This is a genomic window from Providencia sp. PROV202 (assembly GCF_028479565.1).
GTDB lineage: Bacteria > Pseudomonadota > Gammaproteobacteria > Enterobacterales > Enterobacteriaceae > Providencia > Providencia zhijiangensis.
On record NZ_JAMPNV010000004.1, the window covers coordinates 74,378 to 91,408 of the forward strand.

Below are 17,031 nucleotides of genomic sequence, written 5' to 3' on the forward strand. Positions count from 1 at the left end.
ATATTTAAATGGTTTCTATACTAATCTGCTGTTTTATTATTCTTATCTATAACTATGTTGGATTGATTACATAAAAGAGATAGAATAAGGAGTTAGCATTAACTATCTGATTTTTTAGTAAATCATAGAATTTCATTCCGCTTTTTTCTTTTTTTAATTCGAAACTTATTGTGAAGGTGTATGCGTGCAGAAATATATTACAGAAGCGCGTAGCTTGTTGGCTCTCGGTATCCCTATCTTCTTCGCCCAATTTTCCCAAACTGCAATGGGGTTTGTGGACACCATCATGGCGGGAAGTGTTAGCGAAATCGAAATGTCAGCTGTGGCTGTTGGTTTTTCTATTTGGTTGCCTGCTATTTTATTAGGGCAAGGTATTCTCATGGCGCTCACGCCAATCATCGCTCAAATGAACGGTTCAGGTCGCAGAAACCTGATTGGCGATCAAGTTCAACAAGGCTTGTGGTTAGCCTTTATTTTAGGCGTTAGTATCATGTTGCTGTTGTATAACAGTAAACTGATCATCAGCAACATGCCCCATATTGACCAAGAGTTAGCCGATAAATCGGTTCGTTTCCTACACGCGATTATGTGGGGAGCCCCAGGTTACCTATTTTATCAAGTGTACCGTAGCCAATGTGAAGGGTTGTCCAAAACGAAACCCGGCATGGTCATTGGTTTTCTTGGCTTGATGGTCAATATTCCCGTGAACTATATCTTCATTTATGGTCACTTTGGTGCACCAGCCTTAGGTGGTGTTGGTTGCGGCGTGGCAACAGCAACGGTGTATTGGGCAATGTGTCTGATGATGAGATGGTATGTTAAGCATGCACCAAATCAGAGAGATATTCGTCCTGCTCAACCATTAGGCGCACCAAATCCGGATATTCTGAAACGCATTATTGTGCTCGGAACACCGATTGGGTTAGCACTGTTTTTTGAAGTCACACTGTTTGCGGTTGTTGCCCTATTGGTCGCTCCTTTAGGGGTTGTTGCGGTCGCGGGTCACCAAGTCGCGCTTAACTTTAGTTCTGTGATGTTTATGTTCCCATTATCAATGGGTATCGCTGTCACTATTCGAGTTGGCTATAACTTGGGACGTCAGTCTACCGAAGCCGCAAAAATCTCTTCTTATACTGGTTTAGCGGTAGGATTAAGTCTAGCTTGCTTAACGGCCATCTTTACCAGCACATTCCGTGAACCTATCGCGATGATGTATAACAAGAATCCTGAAGTGGTTGTTTTGGCATCTAGCTTGATGCTCTATGCCGCGCTTTATCAGCTTTCAGATTCTATTCAAGTTATTGGTGCCGGTGTGTTACGTGGGTATAAAGATACTCGCTCAATCTTCTTTATTACCTTTACGGCGTATTGGATTTTAGGTTTACCGTCTGGCTATATCTTGGCGTTGACCGACTTCATTACCGAGCCGATGGGACCAAAAGGTTTCTGGTTAGGATTTATTATCGGACTCACCGCTGCGGCTATTGGTATGGCAACACGAATTTTGTGGATCCATCGCCAGCCTGACAGCGTCGTTTTATTACGCTCAACGCGATAATTGGCGTAATTTTCAGCATTTTATGGCAAGGTAGCGAATGTTTTTCTGCGAATAGTTTTAAATACGAGCAAACTCTCGCAAAATTACATTTTCCCCTTGCCAGATTGACAGCAGAACGTTAATATTCGTCCCCGTCGTTAAAGCAGTAATGATTGGTATGCGTCCGTAGCTCAGTTGGTTAGAGCACCACCTTGACATGGTGGGGGTCGGTAGTTCGAGTCTACTCGGACGCACCATTTAAATTCATTATTAGTGACAGACAAGTTAGCGACAAACAAAGTTTCACCTCAGTGCGTCCGTAGCTCAGTTGGTTAGAGCACCACCTTGACATGGTGGGGGTCGGTAGTTCGAGTCTACTCGGACGCACCATTTAAATTTGTCATCAGTGACAAACCAAGCTTCATCTCAGTGCGTCCGTAGCTCAGTTGGTTAGAGCACCACCTTGACATGGTGGGGGTCGGTAGTTCGAGTCTACTCGGACGCACCATTCTATTTATTCTGACTCGTTTCTTATTCCCGAATTATTTTTTATCCTGGACCCCTTAGTAACCCTTATAAAAGTACTTTTTTCAAATATCATATTTATCTTGATTGTGATTTTGTTTTCCCTTATTTTGTTGCGCAACCCACTTTCAACTGAAAATCTCGCTGTTGTTTGATCTTAATTACTTCTGCATCAAATTTAGCAAAATTTGATTTGTCTCACAGTTTGATGTTGTTTATAATAATCCCACAAGCTGAAAGGTTTCAACAAAGACAAATCAGCATGTTAGCTTTAATGAAAAATGTCATCTACACTATAATAAGAGTCAAAAAGTGACGTTTTTTAAATAACCAGATTTTGAATACTAGACTGTCGCCTATTCTTATAAATGAGTTGCGCAACATAGACTATCTTGCGCATTAAGCATCGGCGGCAATACCGATTTCCTTTATAACCATTAGATAGACTGCCATGAAAAAAACCAAAATTGTTTGTACCATCGGTCCAAAAACCGAATCAGAAGAGAAATTAACCCAGTTATTGGATGCAGGCATGAACGTCATGCGCCTTAACTTCTCCCACGGTGACTATGAAGAACACGGTCAACGTATCAACAACCTCCGCTCTGTCTGTGCAAAAACCGGTAAACAAGCAGCTATTCTGCTGGACACTAAAGGTCCAGAAATTCGTACCATGAAACTAGAAGGCGGCAATGATGTTTCTCTCGTTGCAGGTCAAACTTTCACTTTCACAACAGATACTTCCGTTATCGGTAACCAAGAACGCGTTGCAGTCACTTACCCTGGCTTAACCAAAGACTTGAAAGTGGGTGACACCGTTTTAGTTGATGATGGTTTAATCGGCATGACCGTAACCAACATCACTGCAACTGAAGTGATTTGCCAAGTATTAAACAATGGCGATCTTGGTGAGAAAAAAGGTGTTAACTTACCGGGCGTTTCTATTGGCTTACCTGCCCTGGCAGAAAAAGATAAAGAAGACCTCGTTTTCGGTTGCCAACAAGGTGTCGATTTTGTTGCCGCTTCATTTATCCGTAAACGCTCAGACGTTGAAGAAATTCGCGCTCACCTGAAAAAACATGGTGGCGAAAATATTCAAATCATCTCTAAAATCGAAAACCAAGAAGGTTTAAATAACTTCGACGAAATCCTTGAAGCCTCTGACGGTATCATGGTTGCTCGTGGTGACTTAGGGGTTGAGATCCCAGTAGAAGAAGTTATCTTCGCCCAAAAAATGATGATTGAAAAATGTGTTAAAGCTCGTAAGGTCGTTATCACTGCGACTCAAATGCTAGATTCAATGATCAAAAACCCACGCCCTACCCGCGCAGAAGCTGGTGACGTTGCAAACGCCATCTTAGACGGTACAGATGCTGTTATGCTGTCTGGGGAAAGTGCGAAAGGTAAGTATCCAGTTGAAGCTGTGACTATCATGGCAACTATCTGTGAACGTACTGACCGCGTTATGCCAACGCGTATTGAGAATCAAAAACCAACCCAGCGCTTACGTGTGACTGAAGCAGTCTGCCGTGGTGCTGTTGAAATGTCTGAAAAACTGGATGTACCATTAATCGTTGTCGCAACTTATGGTGGTAAATCCGCAAAATCAGTACGTAAATACTTCCCTACTGCACCGATTCTGGCTCTGACAACTAACGAAGAAACTGCTCGTCAGTTACTGTTAGTAAAAGGCGTTATTCCGATGATCGTGGGTCCTTTCGAATCAACCGATGATTTCTATCGTGAAGGTAAGCGTGCAGCATTAGAAAGCGGATTGGCGGTAGAAGGTGATGCAGTCGTGATGGTATCCGGAGCATTAGTACAAAGTGGTACAACAAATACCTCATCAGTACATGTTCTGTAGTTGTCTTGCATAACCTAGCGAGACATTAACCCTATTGCTTCACGGCGGTAGGGTTTTTTATTATCTGGAATAACTGAAATTTAGCAATCCATGCGAAACATAATTTCAATAAGTTACGTTATGATCCGCGAAGATATAATTCATCCAGATTTTGGTTACAAAACATTTACAAAATAAATCATAAAACGATAACCACTTGCTCAAATTTCAAACTAAACAACCCTTAATTGAAATTTTTATTCGTTTTCACCCTGTTAAATATAAAGTATTTCTAGCAAAACTTTGAATTACGTACTAGCATAAGACTTAGTAAGTACCATACCCTAATTTACATTAGGTTGTTTTAAAGGGATAGAGGTAGCTTTAAGATAACGCTCTTAAGTCTATTTTTTGGTTACTTGCTTTTATATTTTCAAGATAAATCAATCTAGAGGGTAAAATAATGATTCGTACTAAAATTGTACTGGGCTCTATCGTATTAGCTTCAGCATTACTGGCGGGTTGTTCTAACAGCACTGAAGTGCAAAAGCTCTCTTCAGACGTGCAAACTCTGAACGGTAAAGTTGACCAACTGAGCAACGACGTTCAGTCTCTGCGTTCTGATGTACAAACTGCACAAGAAGAAGCAGCTCGTGCAAACCAACGTCTGGACAACCAAGTACGTACTTACAAAAAATAAGTCCGGCTTGATGTTATCTAGAAAAGCTTAATCGCTGAATTATTGTTGAGGGCCTATTTTATAGGCCCTTATTTTTTACTTTGAAATTCATTTAAGGCGGGTAGTCATTAGCTTTTAAATGACTGATATTTAGCAGGAATAGAAGACTTCACTTCCCCTTCAAATACAGGTTGTGGTTGAGTAATCGTGAATGGTGCAATGGGTTTTAACTGCTGATAATCGCGTTTCATCGATTCTGAATCATCCCCAACATTCACCCTCACTGGCAATCCTGAACGTCTAGACAACTCTGCTTGAACTTTCGCTTTATCAATTCCCGGATTACTCGCTAAAAACGCTTGGAAATCTTCAGTGAGCTTGATTGGCATTGTCTGTGGATCATCACTGTCTTTACGTGACAATGGCTGATGCACTTCAATGTAATAGCTACCATCTGGCTCTTTTGCATATTTAACTGGCTGATCGATAACTTGAACGCGAGTTCCTTTTGGAACATGGGTAAACAGTGCTTTGATATCATCAGGGCGTAAACGAATACAGCCAGAACTCACACGCATCCCAATACCAAAATTAGCGTTAGTACCGTGGATCAAGTATTCGCCACGACCATAAGACAAGCGTAACGCATACAGCCCCATCGGGTTTTCTGGCCCTGCAGGTACCACCGCAGGAAGTGTAATACCCTGCTGTGCATAATGTTTACGGATATTGGTGGTTGGTGTCCATGTTGGGTCTTTAATTAATTGGCTAATAGACGTCACCATTTCAGGTGTGTCTCGTCCTAGCTGACCAATTCCAATCGGATATACAGCCACTTTATGGCTGTTTTCAGGGTAATAATAAAGACGCATTTCCGCCAAGTTAATCACGATACCAGTACGCGGTGTCGATGGTAATAACATTTGAGCAGGAATAATCAACGGTTTACCCACTTCAGGCAAATAAGGGTCTGTCCCAGGATTCGCCTCTAACATCGCCAACAAACCAATCTGATAGTCGCTTGCGATAGCTTCCAGTGGGCGCCCATCGTTAGGCACCACATAGGTGATATTTTCCCCGATCAGGCGTGTGTTGTTATTGGGTAATGGATAATCTTTAGCCTGCGCAGGTGCCAGCACCGCACTCATGACAAACAGACTTACCGCCGTCAAAACTCTTTTCATACCTACTCCAAGGAAAATAAGATTCATTACAAAATTCAAACAATATCGCTCATAATAGCAACTATCTCGAATATCTTTAATACCTAATAAATATTTTAGTACGCTAATAATTTGAATATGAGCTAACGTTGTCTCGTTATTGTTAGTTTAACAATAAAATACAGTAAGTTACTTAGGTCTATTTTCTAGAATAAGAATAATAGGAAGAAAAGAAAAGTGTGGGAAATTCCGAAGATTTCCCACAGAACACTTAAAGAAGTTGGTGAGCTCTCGCCAAAATCGACTTGATCATGCCATTTAAACCTTGAGTCCGAGAAGGTGTAAGATGCTGTTCAAGCGCCAATTGCTGGAAAAAATGTTTTACATCCACCGCAAGGATCTGCTCAGGTGTTTTCCCTTGAAAGAGAATAATCACAATCGCCACTAACCCTTTAACAATAGCGGCATCACTATCTCCAGCTAGAACAACATGGCCATCCGGTTGTTTTTGCATATCAATCCACACTTGGCTTTGGCAACCCGCTATCAAGTTATCATCCACCTGTTGAGCTTCAGATAACGCCGGTAAACGCCCGCCCAGTTCAATCATATACAAATAGCGCTCTTCCCAATCTTGGCAACGTGCAAAATTGCGTAATAGCTTCGCTTCATCGGGTAACGCCGACATAATATTTCCTTCTATCTATTCGCTACAATCTCTATGTGCTGCAATACAGTGACTTTGATATATCGTCGGTGTTTAGCCGAGTAATTGTTTAATACGCAATAACGCATTATACAAAGCATCGATATCTTGCTTAGTTGTATAAACACCAATAGATGCACGGCACATCGCTGGAACTTGATAATATTCCATTAATGGCATCGCACAGTGGTGCCCAGTACGAATGGCAATCCCATATCTATCCAGAAATGCGCCAACATCATAGGCATGATGTTCACCTAAATTAAAGGCTATCACACCTTCACGTTGGTCATTACCATATAAATGAAGGGAAGGCACTTGCTTAAGCAAATCCGTCGCATAATGCATCAATTGCTTTTCATACGCAAAAGTTTCACTTAATCCCAACCCATTGAGATAGTCTAAAGCTGCACCTAAACCAATCATTCCACTGATATTCGGGGTACCCGCTTCAAATCGCCATGGAACATCAGCAAATGTGATCCCTTTTTTCAGGCTGACTTGGCGGATCATCGCCCCACCACCTTCCCAAGGTGGCATCTTCTCAAGCAATGCCTTCTTGCCGTAAAGGATCCCAATACCTGTTGGTCCATATAGCTTATGACCAGAACAGACATAAAAATCGCAATCCAGCGCTTGCACATCAACCTGCTGATGCATCGCCCCTTGCGCACCATCCACGAGTATAGTCAGTGTATTTCCATGCTGGCCTGCAATTTCACGCGCTTGTGAAATCAATTTTTTTACCGGGTTAACGGTACCAAGCACATTGGAAATATGCGTAAAACTGAATAGCTTTGTGCGCACATCTATGAGTTGTGCGAGCTGGGAGACATCAAGGGTACCATCCTCAAGAATAGGCAGGATCCGTACTTCAAAACCACGCTCTTGCGCCAACATAAACCAAGGAACGATGTTCGCATGGTGCTCCATTTCAGTGATAATAATATTATCACCTTGCTGGATAAACTGGCGCCCAAAGCTGTTCGCGATGAGGTTTATTCCTTCTGTCGTCCCTTTAACAAACACTATCTCTTCAGGGGAAGCCGCGTGCAAAAAATCCGCTGCTTTTTGGCGAACATTTTCCACCAGCGTGGTGGCATTCGCGCTTAGCGTATGAACCCCACGATGCACTGCCGCATATTGATGCAACGTAAATTGGCTTTCCGCATCCACAACTTGCTGAGGTTTTTGAGCACTCGCCGCGCTATCTAAATAGACCAATGGATGGTTATTTACTGATTGCGCTAAGGCAGGAAAGTCCTGCCTGACCGATTCAACGTCAAATGGCATCGGTTTACACCTCCGCTAAACGTTGATGAATACTCGCCATCACGGCCTGTTTTAACCCATCGATAGTAATTGATTCGGTTAACTCAGCAGCAAATGCATTGATGATCATCTGCTTAGCCGCTTGGCTATCAATCCCTCTAGAGCGCAGATAGAAAAGTTGCTCATCATCGATACGCCCAACCGTTGCCCCATGACCACATTTCACGTCATCGGCATAGATCTCCAGTTGAGGCTTCGTATCGATTTCCGCTTTTTCACCCAGTAATAAGGTATTGTTAGTCATTTGACCGTCTGTTTTCAGCGCCTTAGGGTCAACTTTGATCATGCCATTAAATACCGCTTTGCTGCTATCCATGGCGATCACTTTATGCAACTGTCGGCTATTACAATAACCCGCATTGTGCTCAAGATAGCTGCGTGTATCGGCTATTTCATTACCTTGCGGTAGCAACAGGCTGTTTAACTCAAATTCCGTATTCTCACCGTCAAGACGGCTACTTGTATGATGACGAGTTAACCCAGCACCTAATAAAAAGCTGCTACTTTTCACTTGGCTATCACGCCCCACCACAATGTCATTGTGGGCGAAATGCTGAGCCTGTGAGTTTTCTGTCATTAACTTGAAGTGGGTAAATTGCGCATTATCACCCACTTCGACCGTCAATCGCCCACCAGTCAGATGTGCTTGGTCATCTAAGCTGATAAAGTGTTCAATCACTTGAGACTGGCTATTATTTCCCAATGTCAAATGGTAGCGATATTGGCTCATGTTCATCGAGTCGAGATCATGGCTGCCACTGGAGATATTCAGTAAATAGAGTGGCTTAGTCGCAACTTTATTGGCAGCTAACTGGATAATAAGCGGTTGAGCGGCTAGGCATTCCGTTAAATGTAAAAAAATCTCGCTGTTCACCGCATCAGGTAGCCTGTCTTGGCTATCGAGCAGAGAAACTTGAAACTCCCCCGTATCGACAGAACTGAGTTCCGCATTGTAGCGTCCGTCCACCAGCACGACACGATAAGCATCGATAGCTAATGCGAGCGTGTCATTTAGCGGCATTTGCTGCTGCGAGCTAAAACGGTAATGGGTATTTAACACGCTATTTAACGGAGTATAGTGCCAATCTTCATGACGAAAAGCGGGCAGTCCAACGTGTTTAGCGAGGCTCCAATGGGTTTGAGCGTGCTGAGATTTTCCACCTAATCCTTGCTCATATAGCGTTTCAAAACGGCGCATTACCTGCTGATTTAAAGCATCAACCGCAGCACGTTTTTCTGCTCTTTCACTGTTGGTCAATAAGCCAGCCATAGCCTTGCTCCTCCAGTTTTTTTGCTAAACTGAAATCACCGGATTTGATGATTTTCCCTTGATACAGGACATGAACAAAATCAGGTTTTACATAGTCCAAAATGCGCTGATAGTGGGTCACGATAATGAATGAGCGCTCAGGAGTACGCAGTGAATTCACACCATTAGAGACGATTTTTAGCGCATCGATATCTAAACCAGAATCGGTTTCATCTAAAATACATAACTTAGGTTCTAACGCCGCCATCTGTAAAATGTCATTACGTTTTTTCTCGCCACCAGAGAAACCCACGTTAACTGAACGGGTGAGCAGGTCTTGTGGCATATCCAACAATTTGATTTTATCTTCGATAAAATCTTGGAAATCAAAGCGGTCTAGCGCCTCTTGCTGGCGGTATTCGCGCACTGCATTCACTGACGTTTGCAGGAAAAATTGGTTACTCACACCCGGAATTTCAACCGGATATTGGAATGCAAGAAAAATCCCTTCACCCGCACGCTCTTCAGGATCTAATTCAAGTAAATCCTTACCATTGAATGTCACTTCACCACTGTCAATTTGGTAATCTTCACGACCTGCTAGGGTTGCGGACAAGGTACTTTTACCTGAACCATTTGGCCCCATGATGGCATGAACTTCCCCCGGTTTAATTTCCAGAGACAGCCCTTTTAAGATTTCATTACCTTCTACACTTACATGTAAATCTTTAATACTTAACATATCAACATGCCTTTAGCGCTCAAGCGCAACTAAACTCGGTTAGGATCAGCCCACACTGTGTTCTAAGCTGATAGCCAATAATTTTTGTGCCTCAACGGCAAACTCTAATGGCAACTCTGAGAAAACATCTTTACAGAAGCCGTTAACAATCATTGAGATAGCATCATCTTCGCTGATCCCACGTTGTAAGCAATAAAACAGCTGGTCTTCGCCAATGCGCGACGTTGTCGCTTCATGTTCCAATTGTGCGGTATTGTTCTTCACTTCCACATACGGGAAGGTATGAGCGCCACATTGGGTACCAATCAGCATGGAATCGCACTGGGTAAAGTTACGGGCGTTATGGACGCTCGGGAGTATTTTGACGAGCCCACGATAACTATTTTGGCTTTTACCTGCCGAAATCCCTTTTGAGATAATCGTTGAGCGGGTATTTTTGCCGATGTGGATCATTTTAGTGCCCGTATCCGCTTGTTGGTTGCCATTGGTCAGTGCGACAGAGAAAAATTCCCCAACTGAATTGTCCCCTTTTAAAATCACGCTTGGGTATTTCCACGTAATAGCAGAACCCGTTTCGGATTGTGTCCATGACATTTTGGAATTTTCCCCTTCGCACAGAGCACGTTTAGTCACGAAATTGAGAATTCCCCCCGTTTCGCTATCACCACCCGAGAACCAATTTTGAACTGTCGAGTATTTCACTTCGGCATCTTTATGGATAATCACTTCCACAACCGCAGCGTGTAATTGATAGCTATCTCTCACCGGTGCTGAACACCCTTCGATGTAGCTCACATAGCTGCCTTCATCCGCAATTAAGATTGTGCGTTCAAATTGCCCTGTTTTTGCCGCATTAATACGGAAATAGGTCGATAACTCCATCGGGCAACGCACCCCTTTCGGGATGTAAACAAAGGTTCCGTCCGATGCCACGGCTGCATTCAGCGCAGCAAAAAAGTTATCGTGGCTAGAAACGACGCTACCTAAATATTTTTGCACCAGTTCCGGGTACTCTTGAATCGCTTCGCTGAACGAGCAGAAAATAATCCCGTGTTTGGCTAAGTCGCCACGGTAGGTTGTCGATACAGAAACGGAGTCAAAAATCGCATCTACCGCTACTTTGCTGCCTTCACGGACAGGCACGCCTAGCTGGTTAAAAGCATCTTCAACTTCGCTCGTCAGATAATTCGCGTCTTCCGCAGCGCCTGTTGATTGCGTCGCACCAGGCTGTGAGCCGCAGGCATCATCACACGACCCGCACGATGGCGCGGAATAATAGCTGTAATCTTGGTAATCCAAATTTGGATAATGGGCTTTCAGCCAGTGTGGCTCTTCCATGCCTTTCCAGTGATTAAAGGCATCAAGACGAAATTGCAGCATCCACTCAGGTTCATTACGCTTCGCAGAAATAGCACGAACCACATCTTCATTTAGCCCTTTCGCCATCTCATCGGTGGCAACTTGGGTAAAAAAGCCTTCTTTATAACGTTTTTCATCAAGCCAGCTTTGAACATCTTCGCCAACTTCTACATTGCTCTGAGACATAATCTAGCTTCACAAGTTAAACGCCGAAACTTTCACCACACCCACAGGCATGTTGAGCTTTCGGGTTATTAAATTTAAAAATATGGTTAAGCCCTTCTTGGACATAATCCACTACCGTGCCATCAATGAATGGCATTGCTTTTTTAGGCACATACAAGTGTGCACCATCGAGTTCAAACACTAAGTGGTCATCGGTTGGGTTTTCAATCATCTCGAAGACATATCCAAAACCTGCACATCCCGACTGTTTCACGCCGAGGGATAGACCTTTGCTATTGGGTGTTTGAAGAACCAATTTGTTGATCTGTTTAGCGGCACTAGGGGTTAGGCTGACGCCCTGCCATGAATTTTCATCCAATGAAAATGTTTCTACACCATCAGTCATTTTGACCTCACTTTTCTTATGGTTTTTCAGCCTGTTATCAGCGATTTCTTCTCTATATGACATGGTAATGATTACCCATATGACTTCAACCATTTGTTTTAAGAGGTTATAGCGATGAGAACGGTTTATTGACAGGGTTTTAGTTCATAAAAATAGCTAACCAATTAATAATTAAGAAATAAATTTCATTCATGATAATGTTTTTTATGTATTAATGAGTACATAAAAATAACACAAATTAATAAAGTGATATTTGGTATAAGACTACATTCATTGAATAAGAATGAATAAATTAGATAAGTTATAAAGAATTGATATGAAAGATAAATATAGGATTGATACCCTCAGATAAACTGAGGGTATCAGAGGAAATAAACTGCTGATTATTCAAACAATACCGCAGTCGTTAAACGGGAAGTGCAACACAGTTGGTCTTTCTCGTTAAAAATTTCGATATTCCACACCTGCTGACGGCGTCCCAGATGAATCGGTTTACATACACCTCTCACCACACCTTCTCGCGCCGCACGAATATGATTAGCGTTAATTTCCACGCCAACCACACGTTGATCCCCTTCACTGCATAGGTAGCCTGCGATTGAGCCTAGGGATTCCGCCAACACCACCGAGGCACCACCGTGTAACAAACCAAAAGGCTGCTTGGTGCGATGGTCAACTGGCATGGTACCTTCAAGGTAGTCATCACCGAAACCTGTAATTTCAATCCCTATATGGCCTAACATACAGCTTTCAGCCATCGCCGCCATTTGTTGCAAGTTAAATTGACGCTTCCAAATCATGAAACAATCTCCAGTAAGGCTTGAATTGGGTGTTTGATTGCCGTTTTTTCCATTCGTTTTACTTGGCTACGACAGGAATATCCCGAACTTAAGCAACGTTCTAGGGGCAGTTTTTCTATCGCAGGTTTCCACGACAGGTTGTAAATACCTTTTGAATTTTCAAGGTTAGCGACTTCATGACCATAGGTCCCAGCCATTCCACAGCATCCAACACTCACGTTTGTGAGTTTACGCCCGTAACGGGAAAACAGTGTCGCCCATTGGTTGGCGCTATTGGGTAATGCCGTTAATTCAGTGCAGTGGCCAAAGAGATACCAAGGCTGCTCGTCAGTCCCATCATTTTCGGCTTGTTTTAATAATGAGTGCTCAGGTAATGAAATTAGCCATTCATGAGCCAGCATCACCGTAAACTGGCATTGTTGCTCACCTAAAATTTCGTGGTACTCATCGCGATAACACAGCACCAATGCAGGGTCGACACCCACCATCGGTAATTGCAGTTTAGCAACGCGATTTAAAAAGTCCGATGTTTTACGTGCGGTTTTCGCAAAACGGCTTAAGAAACCTTTGATATGTTGTGCTTTACCATTCGGTGAGAATGGGAGTAACACGGGTTTATAGCCTAACTTTTCAATCAGGCGAACAAAGTCTACCACCACCTTGGCATCGTAATAGCTAGTGAATGGGTCTTGCACCACAAGCACATGGTTTTCACGTTGGCTGGCAGACATGCCTTCAAGCTGTTCCAATGTCAGGGAGGTCGCTGCATGCCCTGATAACTCCTGTTTCAGCGTCGGTTGAGAAAATAACGGTAAATCCACCATACCAATGGTGTGTTCGCTAAGTTTCTGAACTACCGTTTGACGCAAGAAAAAGTTAAAAACGCCCGGCGCTTTTGACATCAACGGAGCGCTGGCTTCCACATTCGCTACAATATGGTCACGAACAGGTCGCAAATAACGGCTATGGTACAGAGCAAGAAATTTTGCGCGGAAAGACGGCACATCAATTTTAATTGGGCATTGAGTCGAGCATGCTTTACAGGCTAAACACCCAGACATTGACTCTTTCACTTCATGGGAAAAATCATAATCCCCCTGCTTCGCCCGCCATGAGTTACGCGTTTTTTCAATCAATCCACGTAACGATGGAGATTCGCTTTTCACACCTTTTTCAATTTGCTCTGGTGTGACGCCCTGCTCCGCCAATAAACGTAGCCATTCACGAACTAACGTCGCACGACCTTTCGGTGAATGCACACGCTGGCGGCTAATTTTCATCGATGGGCACATTTGACTTTTCACATCAAAGTTGAAACAGAGCCCGTTACCGTTACAATCCATCGCACCTCGGAACTCTTGACGTATTTGAACAGGAATTTGGCGATCGTATGTGCCACGCTTAGCTGCATCCACCTGTTTCATTGGGGCATCGACACCCGCTGGAGGGCAAATTTTTCCAGGGTTCAAACGGTTATCTGGGTCAAATGCCGCCTTAATGTTACGCAGCTCACTGTAAAGCTCTTCACCAAAGAATTCTGGGCTATATTGCGCTCTGAAGCCTTTACCGTGTTCCCCCCACAGTAAGCCGCCATATTTTGCAGTCAAAGCAACAATCTCATCCGAAATTTGCTTCATTAACAATTCTTGCTGAGGGTCACACATATCTAATGCGGGGCGAACGTGTAAAACACCCGCATCCACGTGACCAAACATTCCGTAATTCAGTTTATGGCTATCCAGTAGCGCTCTGAATTCCTCAATATAATCTGCAAGATGTTCGGGTGGTACACAGGTATCTTCAACAAATGGGATGGGTTTCGCGGCACCTTTACTGTTGCCCAATAACCCCACCGCCTTTTTACGCATATTATAGATACGGGTAATGTCCGCGAGGTCATGACAAACTTGGTAGCCAATCACGCCCGCTTGATGGCTCGCCATCAATTCATCAAGGCGTTGGCATAAGCTATTAGTCAAATGATTGATTTCGTTTTCATCATCGCCACTAAACTCAACAATGTTCAGCCCAAGCATCTCTTTATTCGGCACATCAGTGATCAGCGATTTTACGGAGTGCCAAACAATATCTTCTTTCGCGAGATTCAGAACCTTCGAGTCGACGGTTTCTACCGAGAGCGCTTGCGCCTGCACCATAAATGGTGCGTTACGCAACGCGGATTCAAACGAATCATATTTGACGTTCACCAAACGGCGCACTTTTGGTAGTGGCGTGATATCCAGTGTGGCTTCCGTAATAAACGCCAGCGAGCCTTCAGATCCCGTTAAAATTCGCGTTAAATCAAACTGAGTAAGGTCATCATTAAAAACATGACGTAAGTCATAGCCCGTTAAAAATCGGTTTAGTTTTGGAAATTTTTCTTCGATTAACGGACGCTGTTCTAAGCAGCGTTCAAGGACGGTTTTATAGATACGCCCTTCGACTGAATCCTCTGACGCAATCGTTTGGGCGAGCTCGATAGGCATAGCGCGAGTATCAAGGCAAGCGCCCCCTAATACCATCGCTTTGACACCTAAAACATGGTCTGACGTTTTGCCATACACTAAAGACCCCTGCCCAGAGGCATCAGTGTTGATCATTCCGCCCAATGTCGCTCGATTACTTGTGGATAGCTCAGGAGAGAAAAAGTAGCCATACGGTTTTAGAAATTGGTTAAGTTGGTCTTTAATCACGCCAGCTTCAACTTTTACCCATCCCTGTTCTGGGTTGATTTCTAAAATTCGATTCATATAGCGGGACATGTCCACCACAATCCCTTCAGTGAGCGATTGTCCATTGGTGCCCGTTCCCCCGCCACGCGGCGTGAAACTTAATTCGCGGTATTTATCTTGCCCTGCAACACGCGTAATGATTTGTACATCAGCGCTGGAACGAGGGAAGATGACGGCTTGAGGTAATAGTTGGTAAATGCTGTTATCAGTAGCCATGGATAAGCGCTCAGCGTAACTGGTGCCAGTATCACCAGTAAAACCTTGCTGTTGTAGCTCGTGCAGAAATTGGATAGCTAGCTGACTAAAATGTGGTGCTTCAGATATACGCGGGATCATTATTAATCATGACTCTTGTTGTTGAGTAATCGCATTTGTCGTTATGTACTATCTTTAGTTTAAGTAGCACAATAGGCACAAGGTATATTGAAGTGTTCCCTCGCAGCCTGTAAAGATAGCGCATCTGCCGGTGACATTGTCAGTAAAACCATATCACAATATCGTTTCTTTTAAGCATGAAAAATAATTACGTTATTTTCACCTGTAAAAGCCCTAACCCCACAGAATTTTCATTTGTTAAGGATTGATCATTAATGGAAAAATCGCAAAAACGTTTGGATTTACCCAAACTCGTCCTGGGACTGCTCTCCATTATCTTTATGATAGCGACCTGTTTTTGGGTCTTAAGCCCATTTATTTTAGGATTCGTATGGGCGGGGATGATGGTGATTGCTACTTGGCCAATTCTCTTACGACTACAAGCACGTCTTTGGAATAAGCGCTGGCTTGCTTCATTGACCATGGTTCTACTGATCTTCCTTCTTTTTGTTATTCCAACCAGTATTTTGATTGGCAGCATAATTCAAAACAGTGCGCCGCTTATCGAATTAGCGAAGTCACCGGCTAGTATCACCTTGCCTGATTTAGAGTGGCTGAATCAAGTGCCTATGGTCGGAGAGAAACTTTATTACGCTTGGCACAGTTTAGTCGCGAGTGGTGGTAATGCGTTATTGGCTAAAGTTCAACCTTATTTCGGTCAAGCCGCAGGATGGTTTGCAACGCAGGCCGTTAGTGCCAGCCGCTTCTTATTCCACCTCGTATTAATGTTACTGTTTAGCGGTCTTCTTTATTATAAAGGTGAGCTTGTGACAATCGGTGTTCGTCACTTTGCTGTACGTCTTGCGGGCATCCGTGGCGACGCAGCGGTGGTACTTGCAGCACAATCTATTCGTGCAGTCGCACTTGGCGTGGTTGTTACCGCTTTAATTCAAGCCATTGTAGGTGGCGTCGGTTTAGCTCTATCGGGTATTAGTTATGCCGCCATTTTAACGGTCTTGATTTTTATCTGCTGCGTCGCACAACTTGGCCCACTATTAGTCATGGTTCCTTCCGTTCTATGGCTATTTTGGACTGGGGATACCACCTGGGCAATCATTCTCGGTGTCTGGGCGGCAGTGGTTGCCACAATGGATGGCGTATTACGCCCTTGGCTGATTAAAATGGGTGCAGATCTTCCTATGGTGCTTATTTTAGTGGGTGTTATCGGCGGTATCTTATCATTCGGTATGATTGGCTTATTCATTGGTCCTGTAGTGCTGGCTGTCTCTTATAGCCTGCTCAAAGCGTGGATGAATGAAGTGGCTCCACCAAGTGAGAATTTAGAGGCTACCGAAAAATTCCTTGAAGAAGAATTCTTAATGAAGAAATAAATTTCATTTAATTCGAGAAAACATGTTTCATTTTGAACATGTTTTCTCGACTATCTATTCTCATTAATATTTAGAAACAATATTTAA

The 17,031-nt window shown here is 43.4% G+C and carries 13 protein-coding genes and 3 tRNA genes; 7 read left to right on the forward strand and 9 right to left on the reverse strand.

Annotation, left to right across the window (positions count from 1 at the left end; translation table 11 throughout):
* Window positions 1-184 precede the first annotated feature (184 nt).
* The 6 genes from PR799_RS01845 to PR799_RS01870 all read left to right on the forward strand — a co-directional run bounded on the left by PR799_RS01845 (window position 185) and on the right by PR799_RS01870 (window position 4,605).
* Entirely contained in the window at window positions 185-1,558 is a 1,374-nt protein-coding gene (locus PR799_RS01845) for an MATE family efflux transporter (RefSeq protein ID WP_272521127.1), read from the forward strand.
* 159 nt (window positions 1,559-1,717) lie between these two features.
* Window positions 1,718-1,794: transfer RNA gene (locus tag PR799_RS01850), tRNA-Val, on the forward strand.
* Between the two features lie 56 nt (window positions 1,795-1,850).
* Window positions 1,851-1,927, forward strand: a tRNA-Val gene (locus tag PR799_RS01855).
* A gap of 41 nt (window positions 1,928-1,968) precedes the next feature.
* Window positions 1,969-2,045, forward strand: a tRNA-Val gene (locus tag PR799_RS01860).
* 468 nt (window positions 2,046-2,513) lie between these two features.
* Window positions 2,514-3,926: a pyruvate kinase PykF gene (gene pykF / locus PR799_RS01865; protein ID WP_036950412.1), complete on the forward strand. Its 1,413-nt coding sequence runs from the start codon at window positions 2,514-2,516 to the stop codon at window positions 3,924-3,926.
* 442 nt (window positions 3,927-4,368) lie between these two features.
* Complete coding sequence (locus PR799_RS01870; RefSeq protein ID WP_004263789.1) at window positions 4,369-4,605, forward strand: major outer membrane lipoprotein; 237 nt, start codon at window positions 4,369-4,371, stop codon at window positions 4,603-4,605.
* Between the two features lie 107 nt (window positions 4,606-4,712).
* Here PR799_RS01870 and PR799_RS01875 read toward each other — a convergent pair whose 3' ends face one another.
* The 9 genes from PR799_RS01875 to ydiJ form a co-directional block, all read right to left on the reverse strand.
* Entirely contained in the window at window positions 4,713-5,768 is a 1,056-nt protein-coding gene (locus tag PR799_RS01875) for a L,D-transpeptidase family protein (RefSeq protein WP_272521128.1), read from the reverse strand.
* Window positions 5,769-6,018: 250 nt separating this feature from the next.
* Window positions 6,019-6,435: a cysteine desulfuration protein SufE gene (gene sufE / locus PR799_RS01880; RefSeq protein WP_036950416.1), complete on the reverse strand. Its 417-nt coding sequence runs from the start codon at window positions 6,433-6,435 to the stop codon at window positions 6,019-6,021.
* Between the two features lie 72 nt (window positions 6,436-6,507).
* A complete protein-coding gene (sufS, locus tag PR799_RS01885) occupies window positions 6,508-7,746 on the reverse strand; it encodes a cysteine desulfurase SufS (protein WP_272521129.1) in 1,239 nt (412 codons plus the stop codon).
* A 4-nt stretch (window positions 7,747-7,750) separates the two neighbouring features.
* Window positions 7,751-9,055 carry a Fe-S cluster assembly protein SufD gene (sufD, locus tag PR799_RS01890; RefSeq protein ID WP_272521130.1) on the reverse strand — a complete coding sequence of 435 codons (1,305 nt, stop codon included), beginning with the start codon at window positions 9,053-9,055 and terminating at the stop codon, window positions 7,751-7,753.
* On the reverse strand, window positions 9,030-9,776 hold the full coding sequence (sufC, locus tag PR799_RS01895) for a Fe-S cluster assembly ATPase SufC (RefSeq protein WP_154604006.1): 747 nt from the start codon (window positions 9,774-9,776) through the stop codon (window positions 9,030-9,032). Before sufC ends, sufD begins: the two co-directional genes overlap by 26 nt.
* A gap of 45 nt (window positions 9,777-9,821) precedes the next feature.
* Window positions 9,822-11,321, reverse strand: coding sequence for a Fe-S cluster assembly protein SufB (sufB, locus tag PR799_RS01900; protein ID WP_272521131.1), 1,500 nt, complete (start codon window positions 11,319-11,321; stop codon window positions 9,822-9,824).
* A 16-nt stretch (window positions 11,322-11,337) separates the two neighbouring features.
* Window positions 11,338-11,706 carry a Fe-S cluster assembly scaffold SufA gene (gene sufA, locus PR799_RS01905; protein WP_154604421.1) on the reverse strand — a complete coding sequence of 123 codons (369 nt, stop codon included), beginning with the start codon at window positions 11,704-11,706 and terminating at the stop codon, window positions 11,338-11,340.
* Window positions 11,707-12,089: 383 nt separating this feature from the next.
* Window positions 12,090-12,506: a hotdog fold thioesterase gene (locus PR799_RS01910; RefSeq protein WP_154627943.1), complete on the reverse strand. Its 417-nt coding sequence runs from the start codon at window positions 12,504-12,506 to the stop codon at window positions 12,090-12,092.
* On the reverse strand, window positions 12,503-15,574 hold the full coding sequence (ydiJ, locus tag PR799_RS01915; RefSeq protein ID WP_272521132.1) for a D-2-hydroxyglutarate dehydrogenase YdiJ: 3,072 nt from the start codon (window positions 15,572-15,574) through the stop codon (window positions 12,503-12,505). The genes PR799_RS01910 and ydiJ overlap by 4 nt, the downstream gene beginning before the upstream one ends.
* 254 nt (window positions 15,575-15,828) lie before the next feature.
* On the opposite strand from ydiJ, the gene ydiK reads away from it, so the two are divergent.
* A complete protein-coding gene (ydiK, locus tag PR799_RS01920) occupies window positions 15,829-16,944 on the forward strand; it encodes an AI-2E family transporter YdiK (protein WP_036950431.1) in 1,116 nt (371 codons plus the stop codon).
* Window positions 16,945-17,031: the final 87 nt, after the last annotated feature.